Below are 14,346 nucleotides of genomic sequence, written 5' to 3'. Positions count from 1 at the left end.
CATGTCCTCCTCTTCTATTCCATAAGAGACCTCATTTTCTTTGTAAATCCAGCATCTGTCACAGCCAAAACCTTTCTTGATTTTCCGACTGCTATGCTTAATTCCAGTGTTGAAAACACGGTTACAATTTCTACTTGATAATAATGACTTTTATCTTGAATCTTCTTGGTCAGATTGGGTCCAGCATCATGGGCTAGAAAGACCAACTTGGCCTTGCCGTCTTGAATGGCCTTGACCACCAATTCTTCACCCGATATAATCCGCCCTGCTCGCTGAGCAAGTCCCAAGAGATTGCTTATCTTTTGCTTATTCAAGTCCTAACTCTCTTCTTTTCACTTTGTGATCCACATAAGCGATCAACTCATCATAAAAGCTTTCTTCCACTTCCATGTCAAAGCTGCGGTTAAAGACCTTCTTCTTTTTCGCCTCTAGGGCTTCTTTATTGTCTAGCTTGATATAAGCGCCGCGGCCATTGGCCTTGCCTGTTGGATCGATAAAGACTTGTCCTTCTTTGTTCTTGACAATGCGGAGCAAATCACGCTTATCAATCACTTCATTGGACACAACAGACTTGCGCAAAGGGATTTTTCTCGTTTTCATCTTTCCCTCCTCTAGCAGCTTTTATTCTTCTACAGTATCGTTTTCTGCTTCCAAATCTACTGAACCAGCTTCTTCCATGGCTTCAAATTCGCTAGCAGACTTGATATCGATACGGTAACCAGTCAAGTGAGCCGCCAAGCGAACGTTTTGCCCACGACGACCGATAGCAAGAGAAAGCTTGTTATCTGGTACAACCACCAAGGCACGTTTGCTGTCGTTTTCGTCAAAGATAACTTGGTCAACTTCAGCAGGAGCAATGGCATTGTAGATAAATTCAGCTGGATCTGCTACCCACTCGATAACGTCGATGTTTTCTTCGATTGGCACCATACGGTCGCTCTTGGCATCGTAACGAGCTGGGTGGAATTTGCTAGTAATCTTCTTGATATTAGCACCACCACGTCCAACGATTGTACCGATAGCGTCCACGTTTGGATTATGGCTACGAACTGCAACCTTAGTACGGTCACCAGCTTCACGGGCCACGCTCATGATTTCAACAGTTCCATCATAAACTTCTGGAATTTCTTGCTCCATCAAGCGTTTGATCATTTCTGGATGGCTACGGCTAACAAAGACGTTGACACCGCGAGGGTTGTCTTCAACCTTGTAGACATAAACTTCGATACGATCATGAGAAGCAAAAACTTCACCAGGAATTTGATCTTGTTTTGACAATTGGGCTTCGATGCTGCCGAGGTTGACATAGATAAAGCGGTTGTCAAAGCGTTCTACTGTACCAGACATGATTTCTTGTTCATGTTCTTTGTAAGTATTGTAAGTGATGGCACGTGTTTGCTTGCGCATTTTTTCCATGATGGTTTGTTTGGCAGATTGAGCTGCTACACGACCAAACTCAGCAGGTGCTTCTTCAAACTTGATTTTGTCACCAAGTTCATAGGCTGAATTAATGGCAAGGGCATCTTTCAAGCTGATTTCCAAACGGCTATCAAATACTTCATCAACCACTTCACGGACAGTATAAACTGTAAAGTCACCTGTTTTTTCGTTAAAGTCAATAGCTACGCTGTCTGATTGACCATAGCGTCTGCGATAAGCGGAACGAAGCGACTCTACTACTGCGTCGATGATGTCTTCTTTTTTGATTCCCTTGTCTTCTTCCAAAATGCGGAAGGCCTCTAGCATTTCTTTACTCATGTTTTCTTCACTTTTGAATCCTCAAAAGCTATCCTTTCTTTTTCTATAATTTAACTGCTAAACGTGCTTTTGATACTAAACTGTATGGAATTTGGACAGTTTTCTTACGTGTCTTGTCCATATATTCCATAGTCAACTCATCCTCTTCAAAGGCCAACAAGGTTCCTTCAAAGACCTTTTGCTTATCGATGGCTTGGTAGAGCCCGACATGGATGTATTTCCCAACCGCTCCAGCGACGGCATCCTTAGTTTTCAAAGGACGTTCCAAGCCTGGACTGGTAATTTCTAGGAAATATTGTTCTGGGAAGGGATCTGGCTTGATGGTGTCTAGGACAGGACTGATAATTTCTGTCAAGTCTGCCGTGTCGTTCAAGGTAATTCCTTCAGGTTTATCTACAAAAATACTGAGAATCATGTCACTGCCAATCTTTCCATACTCGATATCCACGAGTTCGAAAGGCGCTTCTATGACAGGTTCTACAACTTCTCTGACTAATTCTACGATTGTTGCGATTGCGTCCACCTCCTCATAAGCAAGAGGCGAAGATATTTCCCCGCCTCTCTTTCTCATATTCTTACTCTTAGTATAGCACGTTTGCCAACTTATGTAAAGCAAAAGCACTTATACAGCCTGATTTTAGGCTATTTCTTAAAATTCTGCCTCAACTCGGTAGATAACTTGACCCTTGTTGGAGAATTTTTGCTCGTATTCTGTCATGACATTGCCTTCAAAATCACTGGCATGTAAATCAAGCCAGACACCATTGAGCTTCATGCCATACTGAGAAAAGCTCACTAGGCTGTACTCAAACAAGCCACGGTTATCCGTCTTGAAATGAATTTCTCCATTTTCAGGCAAGATACGTTTGAAGGTATCCAAGAAGGTCTTGTAGGTCAAACGACGCTTTTCATGGCGTTTTTTCGGCCAAGGATCTGAAAAGTTCAGATACAAACGATCAATCTCACCGTCTTCAAAGTAGTCAGTCAAGTCAGAACCATCTACCCACAAGAGCTTGATATTAGGCACTCCAACTTCAAGCACCTTGTCCAAAGCGTAGCTCAAAACAGACTTTTGAATATCAATCCCGATATAGTTGATGTCAGGGTTTTGCTTGGCCATACCTGAAACAAAGGCACCCTTTCCACTTCCAACTTCCACATGAATGGGATTATCATTGCCAAACAAGTCCCGCCATTTTCCCTTGGCTTCCAAGGGATTGAGGACCACATACTGGGGATTTGCCTCTAGTAATTCTGTCGCCCCTTTACGATTTCTAACTCTCATCTTCTCTTTCCATACTTGTCTCGGAAGTGACGCAAACCATGGATCTCCCGATTGACATTTTCTAAATCTTGGTTCATATAATACTTGGAAATCTGGCTCAAATAAGACAATTGACCGTACCAATATAATTTATTTAATACCGTTTGATTATACTTGTAACCGTAGTAGGTCAACCATTCCTTCCACTGATGTTCTGGAATATAATGGCAGAGCATGTGAGCCACGTCAAACATGCGGTCGGTCAAACGAACCGAATCCCAATCTACCAAATAAATCAAGCCACTGTCTGTCTCAATCCAATTACTATGTCGTACATCTCCATGGACAATGGTCGCATAGTCCTCTCTAAATCCTGGAATAGTCTGACGTAAATCAGCCATCACTTCACTGATAAAATGATTTTTACGCAAAGCATCTGGAGCCGTTTCCTGCCAAGACTGTAGTAAATCTACAGGTGTTTCCATAGCATATCCCAAACGACTCAACTGTGTCATCAACGGACGTGAGCGATGAAGACGGGTTAAGATATTGACGATTTGTTTACGATTCATATCATAGGGGGTCAATATCTTACCTGTCAACCATTCTTGAGCACACATATCACGCCCATCTGCCAAACGGCGACTCCATAATAATTGTGGAGCAATTTGTTCTCTAGCTAGACCAGGTAGGATTGGAGAGGTGTTCATTTTTACAAAGATACGCTTCCCATCAGGATAGCTACCCATATAAGCCTTGCCACTTTTCCCAGGTATGGGAGTCAGTGTTAGCTCATTATCACCCAAATCCATTTCTTTCCTCCGTATAAAGTTTCCTTACTATTCTACTAGTTTTTGGCCTATTCGTCAACCGCTCCACGCCCGATTCTCAAAGAAAAGCCTCTGGGGTGGCTTGGGTATCATTATAGAAAGAAAAAGGTAAGCACCGTCTTCTACTTACCTTTCATAATTTTTATAAATAATATAAGAGTGGCCAAGCATTGTAAAACATGTGAACTAGAGTAGAAACCCATAGGTTTTGGCTCTTTTTATAAGCAAAGCCCAGTAACAAGCCCCCAAGTAGATAAAAAATAAACGAAGGGACATTAGAAGGTCCATGCATAAAAGAAAAGAGAGAGGAAGTCAGTACAATCCCTAACCAAGAATTGTCAAAAACCGCACCTTGAAGAAGTCCTCTGAAAATGAGTTCCTCCTGGATGGGTCCAAAAACTGAGGAAGTCAAAATCAAAGACAGGGAAATTCCTCTGCTGACTTCCGCCAAGTGTTGAACTCCTGCGCCAGAAGAAACAGCGAAGAAATGAATATAAACTAGCGTCTCAAGCAGACTTAGAAGAAAGATTTCAATGAAAAGTAAAAGTTGTTTCTTGCTTAAAATATTTGAGAATACCTACTATCATTCTGTTTTTTACAGATTAAGTAAAACAATTCTATAAATCAATAGTTTCATAATGTTTTCTTACTATGAATGTTCTTTATTTTTCTATACTTTCTTATCTAATCTATGCTTTATCAGACTATAGATTGTAACAGGAGTACTCACCAGTACCACAATGTTTCTCCAGAGTTCCGTTGAAATCATGAGTACTCTTATACAAAGAAAAAGAGACGTCAATATTACTACAACTCGGGCAAATAAATCTAAAAAATCTACATACTTTTTCATATTGATACTTCATCCTTCACTTTTACTTTAATATATACTAAGTAAGTAATTTTTCAATTCTAATACTAGCTAACATCCATTCCACTCTAAACAAGAATACCAGAGTGTTATCTATCGACTAACCTATATTTAAACTATTCAGTAACATCGATATTATTTAGCATATACTTCAAAAATATAAAAACTTTCATAAAAACTCTAAATTTTACATTAACCTATAAATTATTTGTTTCTTAAACTCTTCCAAAAGACCTTCGAACTAGATCAGCATCACCTTTCAGTAGGCATATGTTGCTGACTTCGTCAGCCTTATCCACAACCTCAAAACACTGTTTTTAGCTATCTGTAACTATCCTACTAGTTTACTCTTTGATTTTCACTAAGTATTAACTAACAGGGGTAGCACAAAAAAACATATTAGTAACCGTGCCTATACCAATCGCTCCCCACGGACCTGCAAGTGCACCTCCAAATATTGCACCTCCTGCTGTTCCTACTACACAACGCCAGTCACCACCACTAACAGTTGATAGTAGCTCTGCATCAACAACTTCAAATTTCTTGATATTATTCTTATCCATTTTTTCACCTCCAAATTAAGTTTGGCATCGCTATAAATACTAAGGTTCAAATGATGATTAACAGTAGTAAGCGGCTGCTACCATACCTAAACCTATACCTCCCAAGGGACCCGCAAAAATAGCACCTACACCAATTCCAGCAGCAATTGCAGTTTCACAATCACCAAATTTTCTACCACCTTCAATGCAAGCAAGCACCTCTGTGTCCATAACTGCAAATTGTGACATCATTTTTGTATCCATGACGAATATCTCCTTTTTTATGTTTAATTTTTGTCCTGTTGCAACCTTGACAATGTTAGTATAGCACTGTTCTTTTAAATTTTTCACCCAAATCTTGAATTGTCATCGAAACATCTTGAATTGTACAATGAATCTAAAAAGCAAGCATGAAAAACATGCTTACCCTTTTATCATTCATTTCATACACAATTATAATCTTTTATATATAAAATAAATACACCTATCTTCTCACTCTTGTCTATAGACAAATGTTAGCCATATGTTATTATAAACAAATAATATCGTTGCACCTGTTTACCATCTATTTTTATTTATGAATTTTTTGTTTCACTTTAATCATTATAGAAGCCATAAAAAACGCGACAGCTAGCCGAAGCAGTTGGTAACTTTCTTCCTCTCCTGTTTTCGGTAATAATTTTTCATTCGAAGTAACAGATTTGCTTACATAATCAGTCCCCTTAACATCAGTTAAAGAAGTTTTATTTTCTTGAGCAACATCAAAAATAGGTTTGGGAGTTTCCAATGGATTCTTATTGTCTAACATTGCTAAATTTCCAGATTGAGTAGTTTTAACTTCAGAAGCTGAGTTTGTACTCTCCACTTTCCCACTATTTTCACTATTAGAATTGGGCTTAGCATTGGATATTTTCATTTCGGTTCTTTTTTCATCACTCATACCTTTGCTGTCACTTACAACTTTATCACTAATATTCATGCTGTCACTTCTAGTATTCTCATCACGGACACTTTCAGTTACTGTTTCCTCAGAAGATTTCACTGTCTCCGTTTGCTTAGGTGAGTTTCTCGAGTACATATAATCATAAACCTGTTGTGCAGTTGCTCCGCCACCAACCCATCCAGATGTCGGATGTCCATTTCTTAAATACAAAATTGTTGGTGTTCCTGGAATACCGACTTTTTTAAATAGAAACTCTCTCGCTTCCTCATCAAAATCCTTACCATCCAAATCATAATACTCTAACTTCTTTTCAATCAAGTTATTAAATTCTTTTAATTCAGGAGAAAATTGACGACAATGAGAGCAAGTTTTTCTACCAAAATAAATAGTATGTTCCAACTGATCCTCTGTAAAAGATTGACGAACGGCTTCAATATCTATCTTTTTAAAGTCCGTAACATTCTTCTCATACTCTTCTGGGGTTACAACAGAAGGTTTATGCTCCATATTTTCCGTACCCGATCGCAAATCTGGTGCCACAACAGAACTATCATTCGCCTGAATAGATGAAGTAGTAGGCTGTTCTTCTGCATATACAACACCCGTAGTAATAGATGCAAATACAAGTGGTACAAGTAATAACGATTTTATCTTTTGTTTCTTCATAAGAATACTCCTTTACATTTGTTATCTTTATCTTACCTTATTTAAGATTACAAATTCATATAAATCTTAAATGGTCATCGAAACATCTTGAATTGCAAAAAAATTCATTATAAAAGGGTAAGTATTTCAAAAACACTTACCCCTTTATACTTCATTAAGCTCTACTTTTTATAATACTTCAAGCCCCAAATGAGCAAAAGCATAATAATCAAGCAGAGAATAGCACTAATATAAGCGATTAGTTGTTGGTAGAATTCTCCTGCTGTGATACCTCTATACAAACAAATAATTGACATCAAACCTGTCAAGCCGATGAACATGAGTTGATTGGTTCTAGGACTAACCAAATCATCATCTTCAAACTCTCTTATCCTCATTTCCCTAGTGAGATAAACAGTGACCAAAATAGAAGCCAAGTTAATAACCACTAAAAGAAATTGGAAAACTAAGGAAAAATTTAAAAACTGACTAGATAGAAATAGATAAGTAGAAACTACCAAAGGTATCTGACCAAACAACAACCTCACTAAGAATACATTGCGTTTTGTTGCAAATATTTTTTTCATTACTATCTCCTTTCCTATGCTAACAGGTGAGTGCACCACCAATCCCACTTAGTACAGCACCAATTTCACCTATTCATATAGCGAATACTCCCAATAGAAATGTCGAACCGTTGTTGCACACCCATCAATTGCGCCATATGCAACCCCTGCTGCACAACTAATTTTTCTTCCCCAATCAATATCTCCACCTTCAACGCAAGCAAGCATTTCATTATCCATAACAGAAAATTCTGACATCATTTTTGTACCCATGACAAATACTCCTTTTTTATTTTTGTCCTGTTTCAACCTTGATAAGCTTAGTATATCATTATTTTTTATTTTTTTCATCCAAATCTTGAATTATCATCGAAACGTCTTGAATTGCAAAAACTTTCTTCTTACCAACATAACGAATACTATTCAGAAATCAAAAATAATATATATTATCACGATTTTTTTGGAAAATTGTTAATGAGCTTACCATTCTTGTCTTCAATCAAAAATCAATATTTAAAGAAAACTAGGAAAATAGTTACAGACAATACTGCTTTACAGCGAGATGATGTTGCAGTAGTTTGAAGAATATTTCTTGGGTTCGAAACTAAATACCATAGTACGTGAGGTTCATTAAATGAATAAGAAATCCTATTTTATCATCTGTTCTACGTTGATTATAGCACGGACTAATAGTCACATAACAAGGCAAAAAGCAACGGTTTTAAAGCCGTTGCTTTTTGCATGAGTCAGAGAGATTGTTATCTTAGGCTCTATTAAAACTATATCAAAACCACAAGTTGAGTCACAATATTGTATATTTAAAATGTTGAGGAGTAATTAAACAATGAAAATAATAAATTAATCCCCGTGAAGATATAAACTAGTACATGCATAGCCTAATTTAAAACCAGCTACACCTGCCGCAAGCAAACCTGCCCAACCAGCAGGTCCTGCCACAATTGCTAACGCACTGCCACCAATACCATACGCACAATCAGCAATGTTCCCACCTCCAGAAATTTCTTCTAGAGTAGTTTGATCAATATTTTTCATAATTATCTCCTTAATCACCAGTGTGATACCATGCACCACAAGAATATCCTGTTCCAAATCCAGTAGCAGCTGCTCCAACCGCCAGCAGTGCAAAAGTTCCCCAGCCAATCGGACCTGAAGCGGCTGCTAAAATGGCACCACTCATGCCAATTCCGGTCGCACAAGACAACGCATTTCCTCCGCCAACAACATTTTCTAAGTCATTAATAGCTAAATCAATCATTTTTTCTCCTTTTGTATTTCTTATAATTAACATGACACGATATAATGGAAGTAATAATTAACGTACATCCAATAATAAAGTTTAATAAATCCTGATGGTCTACAACTAAGTACAGACCAAATAAACATAGGCCAAATTGCGAACTACAGTTTTGAAATTTCATCAAGCCCCCATTTTACAAAATTGATATACACTCTAACTTGATCCATACAATATACCTTATAAGTATTTACTATGAATAAAACCTATAAGATTAATACATTTCTTTTTTGTCTTGTTGCAACTTTGACAAGTTTAGTGTATCATTGTTTTTTTAAATTTTTCATCCAAATCTTGAATTGCCATCGAAACATCTTGAATTAGCTTTTTTATTTGAAACCACCTCTAAATTAAAAAAAAGATAATTTCTAATCATTTTTTACCATTCAGGAAGTTTCAATGACTATTCAAGATTTCATAAAGCACAAAATTGTTTTTATGTCATAATAGACTTATCCACTATATGAAAGGAATTGCCAATGACTTCTTATAAACGTACATTTGTTCCTCAAATAGATGCTAGAGACTGCGGTGTTGCTGCCTTAGCCTCGATTGCTAAATTCTATGGTTCAGATTTTTCTCTAGCTCACTTGAGAGAACTTGCAAAGACCAATAAAGAAGGGACGACTGCTCTTGGCATTGTAAAAGCCGCTGATGAAATGGACTTTGAAACAAGACCTGTTCAAGCAGATAAAACGCTCTTTGACATGAGTGATGTCCCCTATCCATTTATCGTTCACGTTAACAAAGAAGGAAAACTCCAACATTACTATGTTGTCTATCAAACAAAGAAAGACTATCTGATTATTGGTGATCCTGACCCTTCTGTAAAAATCACTAAAATGTCAAAAGAACGCTTTTTCTCTGAATGGACTGGAGTAGCTATTTTTCTAGCTCCCAAACCCAGCTATCAACCCCATAAAGATAAAAAGAATGGCCTACTAAGCTTCCTTCCTCTGATTTTCAAACAAAAATCTCTCATTGCTTACATTGTTCTCTCAAGCTTATTGGTCACTATTATCAATATAGGTGGTTCTTATTATCTTCAAGGAATCTTGGATGAATACATCCCAAATCAGATGAAATCAACTTTAGGAATCATCTCAGTTGGTCTGGTTATAACCTATATCCTCCAACAAATCATGGGCTTCTCCAGAGATTATCTCCTAACCGTTCTGAGTCAAAGATTAAGTATTGATGTGATTTTATCCTATATTCGCCATATTTTTGAACTTCCTATGTCTTTCTTTGCGACACGTCGTACAGGAGAAATCATTTCACGGTTCACAGATGCTAACTCTATTATAGATGCCTTGGCTTCTACCATTCTTTCTCTTTTTCTGGATGTTTCCATTCTGATTCTTGTAGGGGGTGTCTTACTGGCACAAAACCCTAATCTCTTCCTTCTTTCTCTTATTTCCATTCCTATATACATGTTCATCATCTTTTCTTTTATGAAGCCTTTCGAAAAAATGAACCATGATGTCATGCAAAGTAATTCTATGGTTAGCTCTGCCATTATCGAAGATATCAACGGGATTGAAACTATAAAGTCGCTCACGAGTGAAGAAAATCGCTATCAAAATATAGACAGCGAATTTGTAGATTATTTGGAAAAATCCTTTAAGCTCAGTAAGTATTCTATTTTACAAACGAGTTTAAAGCAGGGAACAAAATTAGTTCTGAATATCCTTATCCTATGGTTTGGCGCTCAATTAGTCATGTCGAGTAAAATTTCTATCGGTCAGCTGATTACCTTTAACACACTTCTTTCTTACTTTACAACTCCTATGGAAAATATTATCAACCTCCAAACCAAACTCCAATCTGCGAAGGTCGCTAATAACCGTTTGAACGAAGTCTATCTAATCGAATCTGAATTTCAAGTTCAAGAAAACCCTGTTCATTCACATTTTTTGATGGGCGATATTGAATTTGATGACCTTTCTTATAAGTATGGTTTTGGACGAGATACCTTAACAGATATTAATCTCACGATTAAACAAGGAGATAAGGTTAGCCTAGTTGGTGTCAGTGGTTCTGGTAAAACAACTTTAGCCAAAATGATTGTCAATTTCTTTGAACCCTACAAAGGACATATTTCCATCAATCATCAGGATATTAAAAACATTGATAAAAAAGTCTTGCGCCGTCATATTAATTACCTACCCCAACAAGCCTATATCTTTAATGGCTCTATTTTGGAAAACTTAACCTTGGGTGGTAATCATATGATTAGCCAAGAAGATATTCTAAGAGCTTGTGAATTAGCTGAAATCCGTCAAGACATTGAAAGAATGCCTATGGGCTATCAAACTCAGCTCTCTGATGGATCTGGTCTATCAGGAGGACAAAAGCAACGAATAGCCCTCGCTCGTGCTCTTTTAACTAAATCTCCTGTTTTAATACTGGATGAAGCTACTAGCGGTCTTGATGTCTTGACTGAGAAAAAAGTTATAGATAATCTTATGTCCCTCACTGATAAAACCATTCTCTTTGTAGCCCATCGTCTCAGTATAGCCGAACGAACCAACCGTGTCATTGTTCTTGACCAGGGGAAAATCATTGAAGTTGGTAGCCACCAAGAGTTAATGCAGGCGCAAGGCTTCTACCATCATCTATTCAATAAATAAGGAGAATGTCATGAATCCTAATCTTTTTAGAAGCGTCGAGTTTTATCAGAGACGTTACCATAACTATGCGACAGTGTTAATTATACCTCTTTCATTATTATTTACTTTCATCTTGATTTTCTCCCTTGTTGCCACAAAAGAAATTACTGTTACTTCCCAAGGAGAAATCGCCCCTACAAGTGTCATTGCATCCATTCAGTCGACCAGTGATAATCCTATCCTTGCTAATCATTTAGTGGCAAATCAAGTAGTTGAAAAAGGTGACTTACTTATCAAATACTCTGAAACAATGGAAGAAAGTCAGAAAACTGCCTTAGCAACTCAATTACAAAGACTTGAGAAGCAAAACGAAGGACTTGGAATTTTGAAACAAAGCTTAGAAAAAGCGACTGATCTTTTTTCTGGCGAGGATGAGTTTGGCTACCATAATACCTTTATGAATTTTACTAAACAATCCCATGATCTTGAACTGGGTATCACAAAGACTAACACCGAAGTTTCAAATCAAGCTAATCTTGCCAATAGCAGTTCATCAGCCATCGAACAAGAAATTACAAAAGTTCAACAACAAATTGGAGAATATCAAGAGCTGAGTGATGCTATCATAAATAAAAGGGCTCGCTTACCAACTGGCAATCCGCACCAGTCAATTTTGAATCGTTATCTTGTAGCCTCACAAGGACAAACACAAGGAACTGCAGAGGAGCCATTTTTATCTCAAATTAATCAAAGTATTGCAGGTCTTGAATCATCTATCACAAGCCTCAAAATTCAGCAAGCTGGTATCGGAAGTGTAGCAACTTATGATAATAGTTTAGCAACCAAAATTGAAGTACTCCGCACACAGTTTTTACAAACAGCCTCACAGCAACAACTAACCGTGGAGAATCAATTAACAGAATTAAAAGTACAACTAGATCAAGCGACACAGCGCTTAGAAAACAATACCTTAACCGCTCCAAGTAAAGGTATCGTTCATCTGAACAGCGAATTTGAAGGTAAAAATAGAATTCCAACTGGTACAGAAATTGCTCAAATATTCCCTGTCATCACAGATACAAGAGAAGTACTAATCACTTACTACGTATCTTCTGACTATCTACCTCTACTAGATAAAGGACAAACTGTAAGATTAAAACTGGAGAAGATTGGAAATCACGGCATTACCATCATCGGCCAACTTCAGACAATTGATCAAACTCCTACCAGAACAGAGCAAGGAAATCTCTTTAAATTAACCGCTCTTGCAAAACTATCTAATGAGGATAGTAAACTCATCCAATATGGCTTACAAGGTCGCGTCACTAGTGTAACTGCAAAGAAAACATATTTTGATTATTTCAAAGATAAAATTTTAACCCATTCTGATTAATTTTCAGATAACACTCTATAACTATTTATTATCTTATCAAAAAGGAGAATCATAACATGGATAAGAATCAAAACCTAACTTCATTTCAAGAACTAACAACTACCGAACTCAACCAAATTACAGGTGGAGGATGGTGGGAAGATTTCTTTTATAGCGTTAGTAGATATTCTCATAGCATCACACAAGGACTTCATCAGCCAATACAACTATAAAAAATAAGATCGAGATAAAAGAACTCTCGGTCTTATTTTTTTCATCATTCTGTATGTATCACAGTAAGTACCTGACGAAAGACTTGATTTTGACAGGTGGTATTTAAACTAGTATTAGGATAAGTTTCCACAAGCTTCATAACGGTATAGAGACCAACTCCTCTCTCCTCCCCTTTAGAACTGGCTCCAAAGGAGAAAATCTCAGAAATATCGATGCTCTCTTCTTTGATGGAGTTTTCAATGATAAAGGTCTCCTGTTCTCCATTTTTTAAAAAGGCAATTGAAACATGAGGTTGACTGGCCTCTACACTGGCTTCAATAGCATTGTCACAAAGGATAGACACAATGGTTAGAAAATCAAGCAAGCTCATCCCCTCGACCTGAATCTCCTCAGGAACTTCGACATTAAAGACAATATCCTTTTCTCTAGCTTTTATAAATTTTCCTGCTAGAAGACTTTTGAGGGCACGGTCGCGAATATTCACCAATCGGCCAAGGTCATATTTATTGTCCTGCAATTTTTCACTAGAATCCTTTAAGACCAAGTCGTAGACCTCTTTTATCTGCTCCATATCCTCCTCTTCAATGCCCAGACGTAAGCTGGTCAAGAGGTTGGTGTAGTCATGGCGAAAACTCCGAACTTCCTTATAAAGCTCCTCTATATGCAGACTATAGCGCTCCATATCTCTGTAGCGCAAAGCCTGTTCTTGGTTCAGTTTCTCCTGAAGTTTTTCCTTCAAATAGGTATCCAATTTCTTGATAATCCCCATAAAAAAAAGGAGGTAAAAAACTAGGATGAGATGGCGAACAGTCTTTGATTGGATATCGTATGCATATTCAAAGTAAGACAGACTTTCCATGACTAGAAAGTAAGCCCCCATTATCCAGTTAATCTTAGTCAAGGATTTTTGAAAATCTTTATCTAGGCTCTCCCTTCTCAAGCTAGTGAAATCATAGTCCAACCATTTCAAAAAGACTAATACTATGGAGTAAACGAATATCATAATCAACAAAAAGAGAGGATTTCCATATCCATCTACAAGCCCTTTCCCCAAAAACGGAAACACAAAATAGGAGACACTTCTGTAAAAAATATCCATCAATACAATTGGAAAGAGACCATAAAAGAAAAGGAATTTTTTAGGAAGCCCTCTTAACAATAAGGAAGACAAGCTGATGCCGAACAAGGGTTCTATAAAGTATGACAGATAGTCAGTCAAGACTAAAAATTTAAAAGTTGTAACAATTGCTGCTATAAGAAATTTTAGAAGAAAGGCCTTAAAAATTCTATCGAAAGTGAGACTAATTCCATCTACCTTAAAGAACATGATAATTTCTAGCCCACTAATAGCTAGTGAATACAATATCATCCAAAAAATATACATAAATTCTCCT

General features: G+C 37.2%; 16 protein-coding genes and 2 pseudogenes. 3 read left to right on the top strand and 15 right to left on the bottom strand.

Features of this window, described 5'->3' with window-relative positions:
• Window positions 1–14: 14 nt before the first annotated feature.
• The 14 genes and pseudogenes from ADG81_RS02620 to ADG81_RS02555 form a co-directional block, all read right to left on the bottom strand.
• Window positions 15–314 (bottom strand): YlxQ-related RNA-binding protein, encoded by a 300-nt coding sequence (locus tag ADG81_RS02620; RefSeq protein WP_001041390.1) that lies wholly within the window; start codon window positions 312–314, stop codon window positions 15–17.
• Window positions 307–600 (bottom strand): RNase P modulator RnpM, encoded by a 294-nt coding sequence (rnpM, locus tag ADG81_RS02615; RefSeq protein ID WP_000857567.1) that lies wholly within the window; start codon window positions 598–600, stop codon window positions 307–309. Before rnpM ends, ADG81_RS02620 begins: the two co-directional genes overlap by 8 nt.
• A 21-nt stretch (window positions 601–621) precedes the next feature.
• Window positions 622–1,758: a transcription termination factor NusA gene (gene nusA, locus ADG81_RS02610; RefSeq protein WP_000032285.1), complete on the bottom strand. Its 1,137-nt coding sequence runs from the start codon at window positions 1,756–1,758 to the stop codon at window positions 622–624.
• Between the two features lie 43 nt (window positions 1,759–1,801).
• A complete protein-coding gene (gene rimP, locus ADG81_RS02605) occupies window positions 1,802–2,281 on the bottom strand; it encodes a ribosome maturation factor RimP (RefSeq protein ID WP_001808691.1) in 480 nt (159 codons plus the stop codon).
• 126 nt (window positions 2,282–2,407) lie between these two features.
• Entirely contained in the window at window positions 2,408–3,043 is a 636-nt protein-coding gene (gene trmB / locus ADG81_RS02600; protein WP_001266094.1) for a tRNA (guanosine(46)-N7)-methyltransferase TrmB, read from the bottom strand.
• Window positions 3,040–3,834, bottom strand: a complete 795-nt coding sequence (gene ccrZ, locus ADG81_RS02595) for a cell cycle regulator CcrZ (RefSeq protein WP_000363005.1) — start codon at window positions 3,832–3,834, stop codon at window positions 3,040–3,042. Before ccrZ ends, trmB begins: the two co-directional genes overlap by 4 nt.
• Window positions 3,835–3,994: 160 nt before the next feature.
• Window positions 3,995–4,417, bottom strand: a pseudogene (locus tag ADG81_RS02590) (CPBP family intramembrane glutamic endopeptidase); the annotation flags it as partial.
• A 674-nt stretch (window positions 4,418–5,091) separates the two neighbouring features.
• On the bottom strand, window positions 5,092–5,286 hold the full coding sequence (locus ADG81_RS02585) for a Blp family class II bacteriocin (RefSeq protein WP_049550817.1): 195 nt from the start codon (window positions 5,284–5,286) through the stop codon (window positions 5,092–5,094).
• A gap of 57 nt (window positions 5,287–5,343) precedes the next feature.
• Window positions 5,344–5,529 carry a Blp family class II bacteriocin gene (locus ADG81_RS02580; protein WP_049550816.1) on the bottom strand — a complete coding sequence of 62 codons (186 nt, stop codon included), beginning with the start codon at window positions 5,527–5,529 and terminating at the stop codon, window positions 5,344–5,346.
• Between the two features lie 307 nt (window positions 5,530–5,836).
• On the bottom strand, window positions 5,837–6,874 hold the full coding sequence (locus ADG81_RS02575) for a thioredoxin domain-containing protein (protein ID WP_049550815.1): 1,038 nt from the start codon (window positions 6,872–6,874) through the stop codon (window positions 5,837–5,839).
• Between the two features lie 161 nt (window positions 6,875–7,035).
• Window positions 7,036–7,440: a hypothetical protein gene (locus tag ADG81_RS02570; protein ID WP_049550814.1), complete on the bottom strand. Its 405-nt coding sequence runs from the start codon at window positions 7,438–7,440 to the stop codon at window positions 7,036–7,038.
• A 105-nt stretch (window positions 7,441–7,545) separates the two neighbouring features.
• Window positions 7,546–7,692 (bottom strand): annotated as a pseudogene (locus ADG81_RS02565) (Blp family class II bacteriocin); the annotation flags it as partial.
• Between the two features lie 585 nt (window positions 7,693–8,277).
• Window positions 8,278–8,472 (bottom strand): hypothetical protein, encoded by a 195-nt coding sequence (locus ADG81_RS02560; RefSeq protein WP_049550812.1) that lies wholly within the window; start codon window positions 8,470–8,472, stop codon window positions 8,278–8,280.
• A 10-nt stretch (window positions 8,473–8,482) separates the two neighbouring features.
• The gene (locus ADG81_RS02555) at window positions 8,483–8,728 is read right to left on the bottom strand and encodes a hypothetical protein (protein WP_152902941.1); all 246 of its coding nucleotides are present in this window, start codon (window positions 8,726–8,728) and stop codon (window positions 8,483–8,485) included.
• Between the two features lie 485 nt (window positions 8,729–9,213).
• On the opposite strand from ADG81_RS02555, the gene blpA reads away from it, so the two are divergent.
• The 3 genes from blpA to blpC are packed head-to-tail and all read left to right on the top strand — an operon-like array spanning window position 9,214 to window position 12,951.
• Window positions 9,214–11,367, top strand: coding sequence for a peptide cleavage/export ABC transporter BlpA (gene blpA / locus ADG81_RS02550; protein ID WP_049550810.1), 2,154 nt, complete (start codon window positions 9,214–9,216; stop codon window positions 11,365–11,367).
• Window positions 11,368–11,377: 10 nt separating this feature from the next.
• A complete protein-coding gene (locus tag ADG81_RS02545; RefSeq protein WP_049550809.1) occupies window positions 11,378–12,739 on the top strand; it encodes a bacteriocin secretion accessory protein in 1,362 nt (453 codons plus the stop codon).
• Between the two features lie 56 nt (window positions 12,740–12,795).
• Window positions 12,796–12,951 (top strand): quorum-sensing system pheromone BlpC, encoded by a 156-nt coding sequence (blpC, locus tag ADG81_RS02540; RefSeq protein ID WP_049550808.1) that lies wholly within the window; start codon window positions 12,796–12,798, stop codon window positions 12,949–12,951.
• A 44-nt stretch (window positions 12,952–12,995) separates the two neighbouring features.
• On the opposite strand, the gene ADG81_RS02535 is transcribed toward blpC, so the two are convergent.
• A complete protein-coding gene (locus tag ADG81_RS02535; RefSeq protein WP_049550807.1) occupies window positions 12,996–14,336 on the bottom strand; it encodes a sensor histidine kinase in 1,341 nt (446 codons plus the stop codon).
• Window positions 14,337–14,346 lie beyond the last annotated feature (10 nt).

The sequence above is a fragment of the Streptococcus pseudopneumoniae genome, from assembly GCF_001070815.1.
Taxonomy (GTDB): Bacteria; Bacillota; Bacilli; order Lactobacillales; family Streptococcaceae; genus Streptococcus; species Streptococcus pseudopneumoniae_P.
The sequence above is the reverse complement of the archived record's forward strand: the minus strand, read 5'-3'. Positions and strand labels throughout refer to the sequence as shown.

Coding starts and splice junctions, on each gene's coding strand:
- ADG81_RS02560 (WP_049550812.1), bottom strand. CDS start 8,472: ATGAAAAATATTGATCAAACTACTCTAGAAGAAATTTCTGGAGGTGGG.
- ADG81_RS02585 (WP_049550817.1), bottom strand. CDS start 5,286: ATGGATAAGAATAATATCAAGAAATTTGAAGTTGTTGATGCAGAGCTA.
- nusA (WP_000032285.1), bottom strand. CDS start 1,758: ATGAGTAAAGAAATGCTAGAGGCCTTCCGCATTTTGGAAGAAGACAAG.
- blpC (WP_049550808.1), top strand. CDS start 12,796: ATGGATAAGAATCAAAACCTAACTTCATTTCAAGAACTAACAACTACC.
- ADG81_RS02580 (WP_049550816.1), bottom strand. CDS start 5,529: ATGGATACAAAAATGATGTCACAATTTGCAGTTATGGACACAGAGGTG.
- ADG81_RS02570 (WP_049550814.1), bottom strand. CDS start 7,440: ATGAAAAAAATATTTGCAACAAAACGCAATGTATTCTTAGTGAGGTTG.
- blpA (WP_049550810.1), top strand. CDS start 9,214: ATGACTTCTTATAAACGTACATTTGTTCCTCAAATAGATGCTAGAGAC.
- ccrZ (WP_000363005.1), bottom strand. CDS start 3,834: ATGGATTTGGGTGATAATGAGCTAACACTGACTCCCATACCTGGGAAA.
- ADG81_RS02555 (WP_152902941.1), bottom strand. CDS start 8,728: ATGTTAATTATAAGAAATACAAAAGGAGAAAAAATGATTGATTTAGCT.
- ADG81_RS02535 (WP_049550807.1), bottom strand. CDS start 14,336: ATGTATATTTTTTGGATGATATTGTATTCACTAGCTATTAGTGGGCTA.
- ADG81_RS02545 (WP_049550809.1), top strand. CDS start 11,378: ATGAATCCTAATCTTTTTAGAAGCGTCGAGTTTTATCAGAGACGTTAC.
- ADG81_RS02575 (WP_049550815.1), bottom strand. CDS start 6,874: ATGAAGAAACAAAAGATAAAATCGTTATTACTTGTACCACTTGTATTT.
- trmB (WP_001266094.1), bottom strand. CDS start 3,043: ATGAGAGTTAGAAATCGTAAAGGGGCGACAGAATTACTAGAGGCAAAT.
- rnpM (WP_000857567.1), bottom strand. CDS start 600: ATGAAAACGAGAAAAATCCCTTTGCGCAAGTCTGTTGTGTCCAATGAA.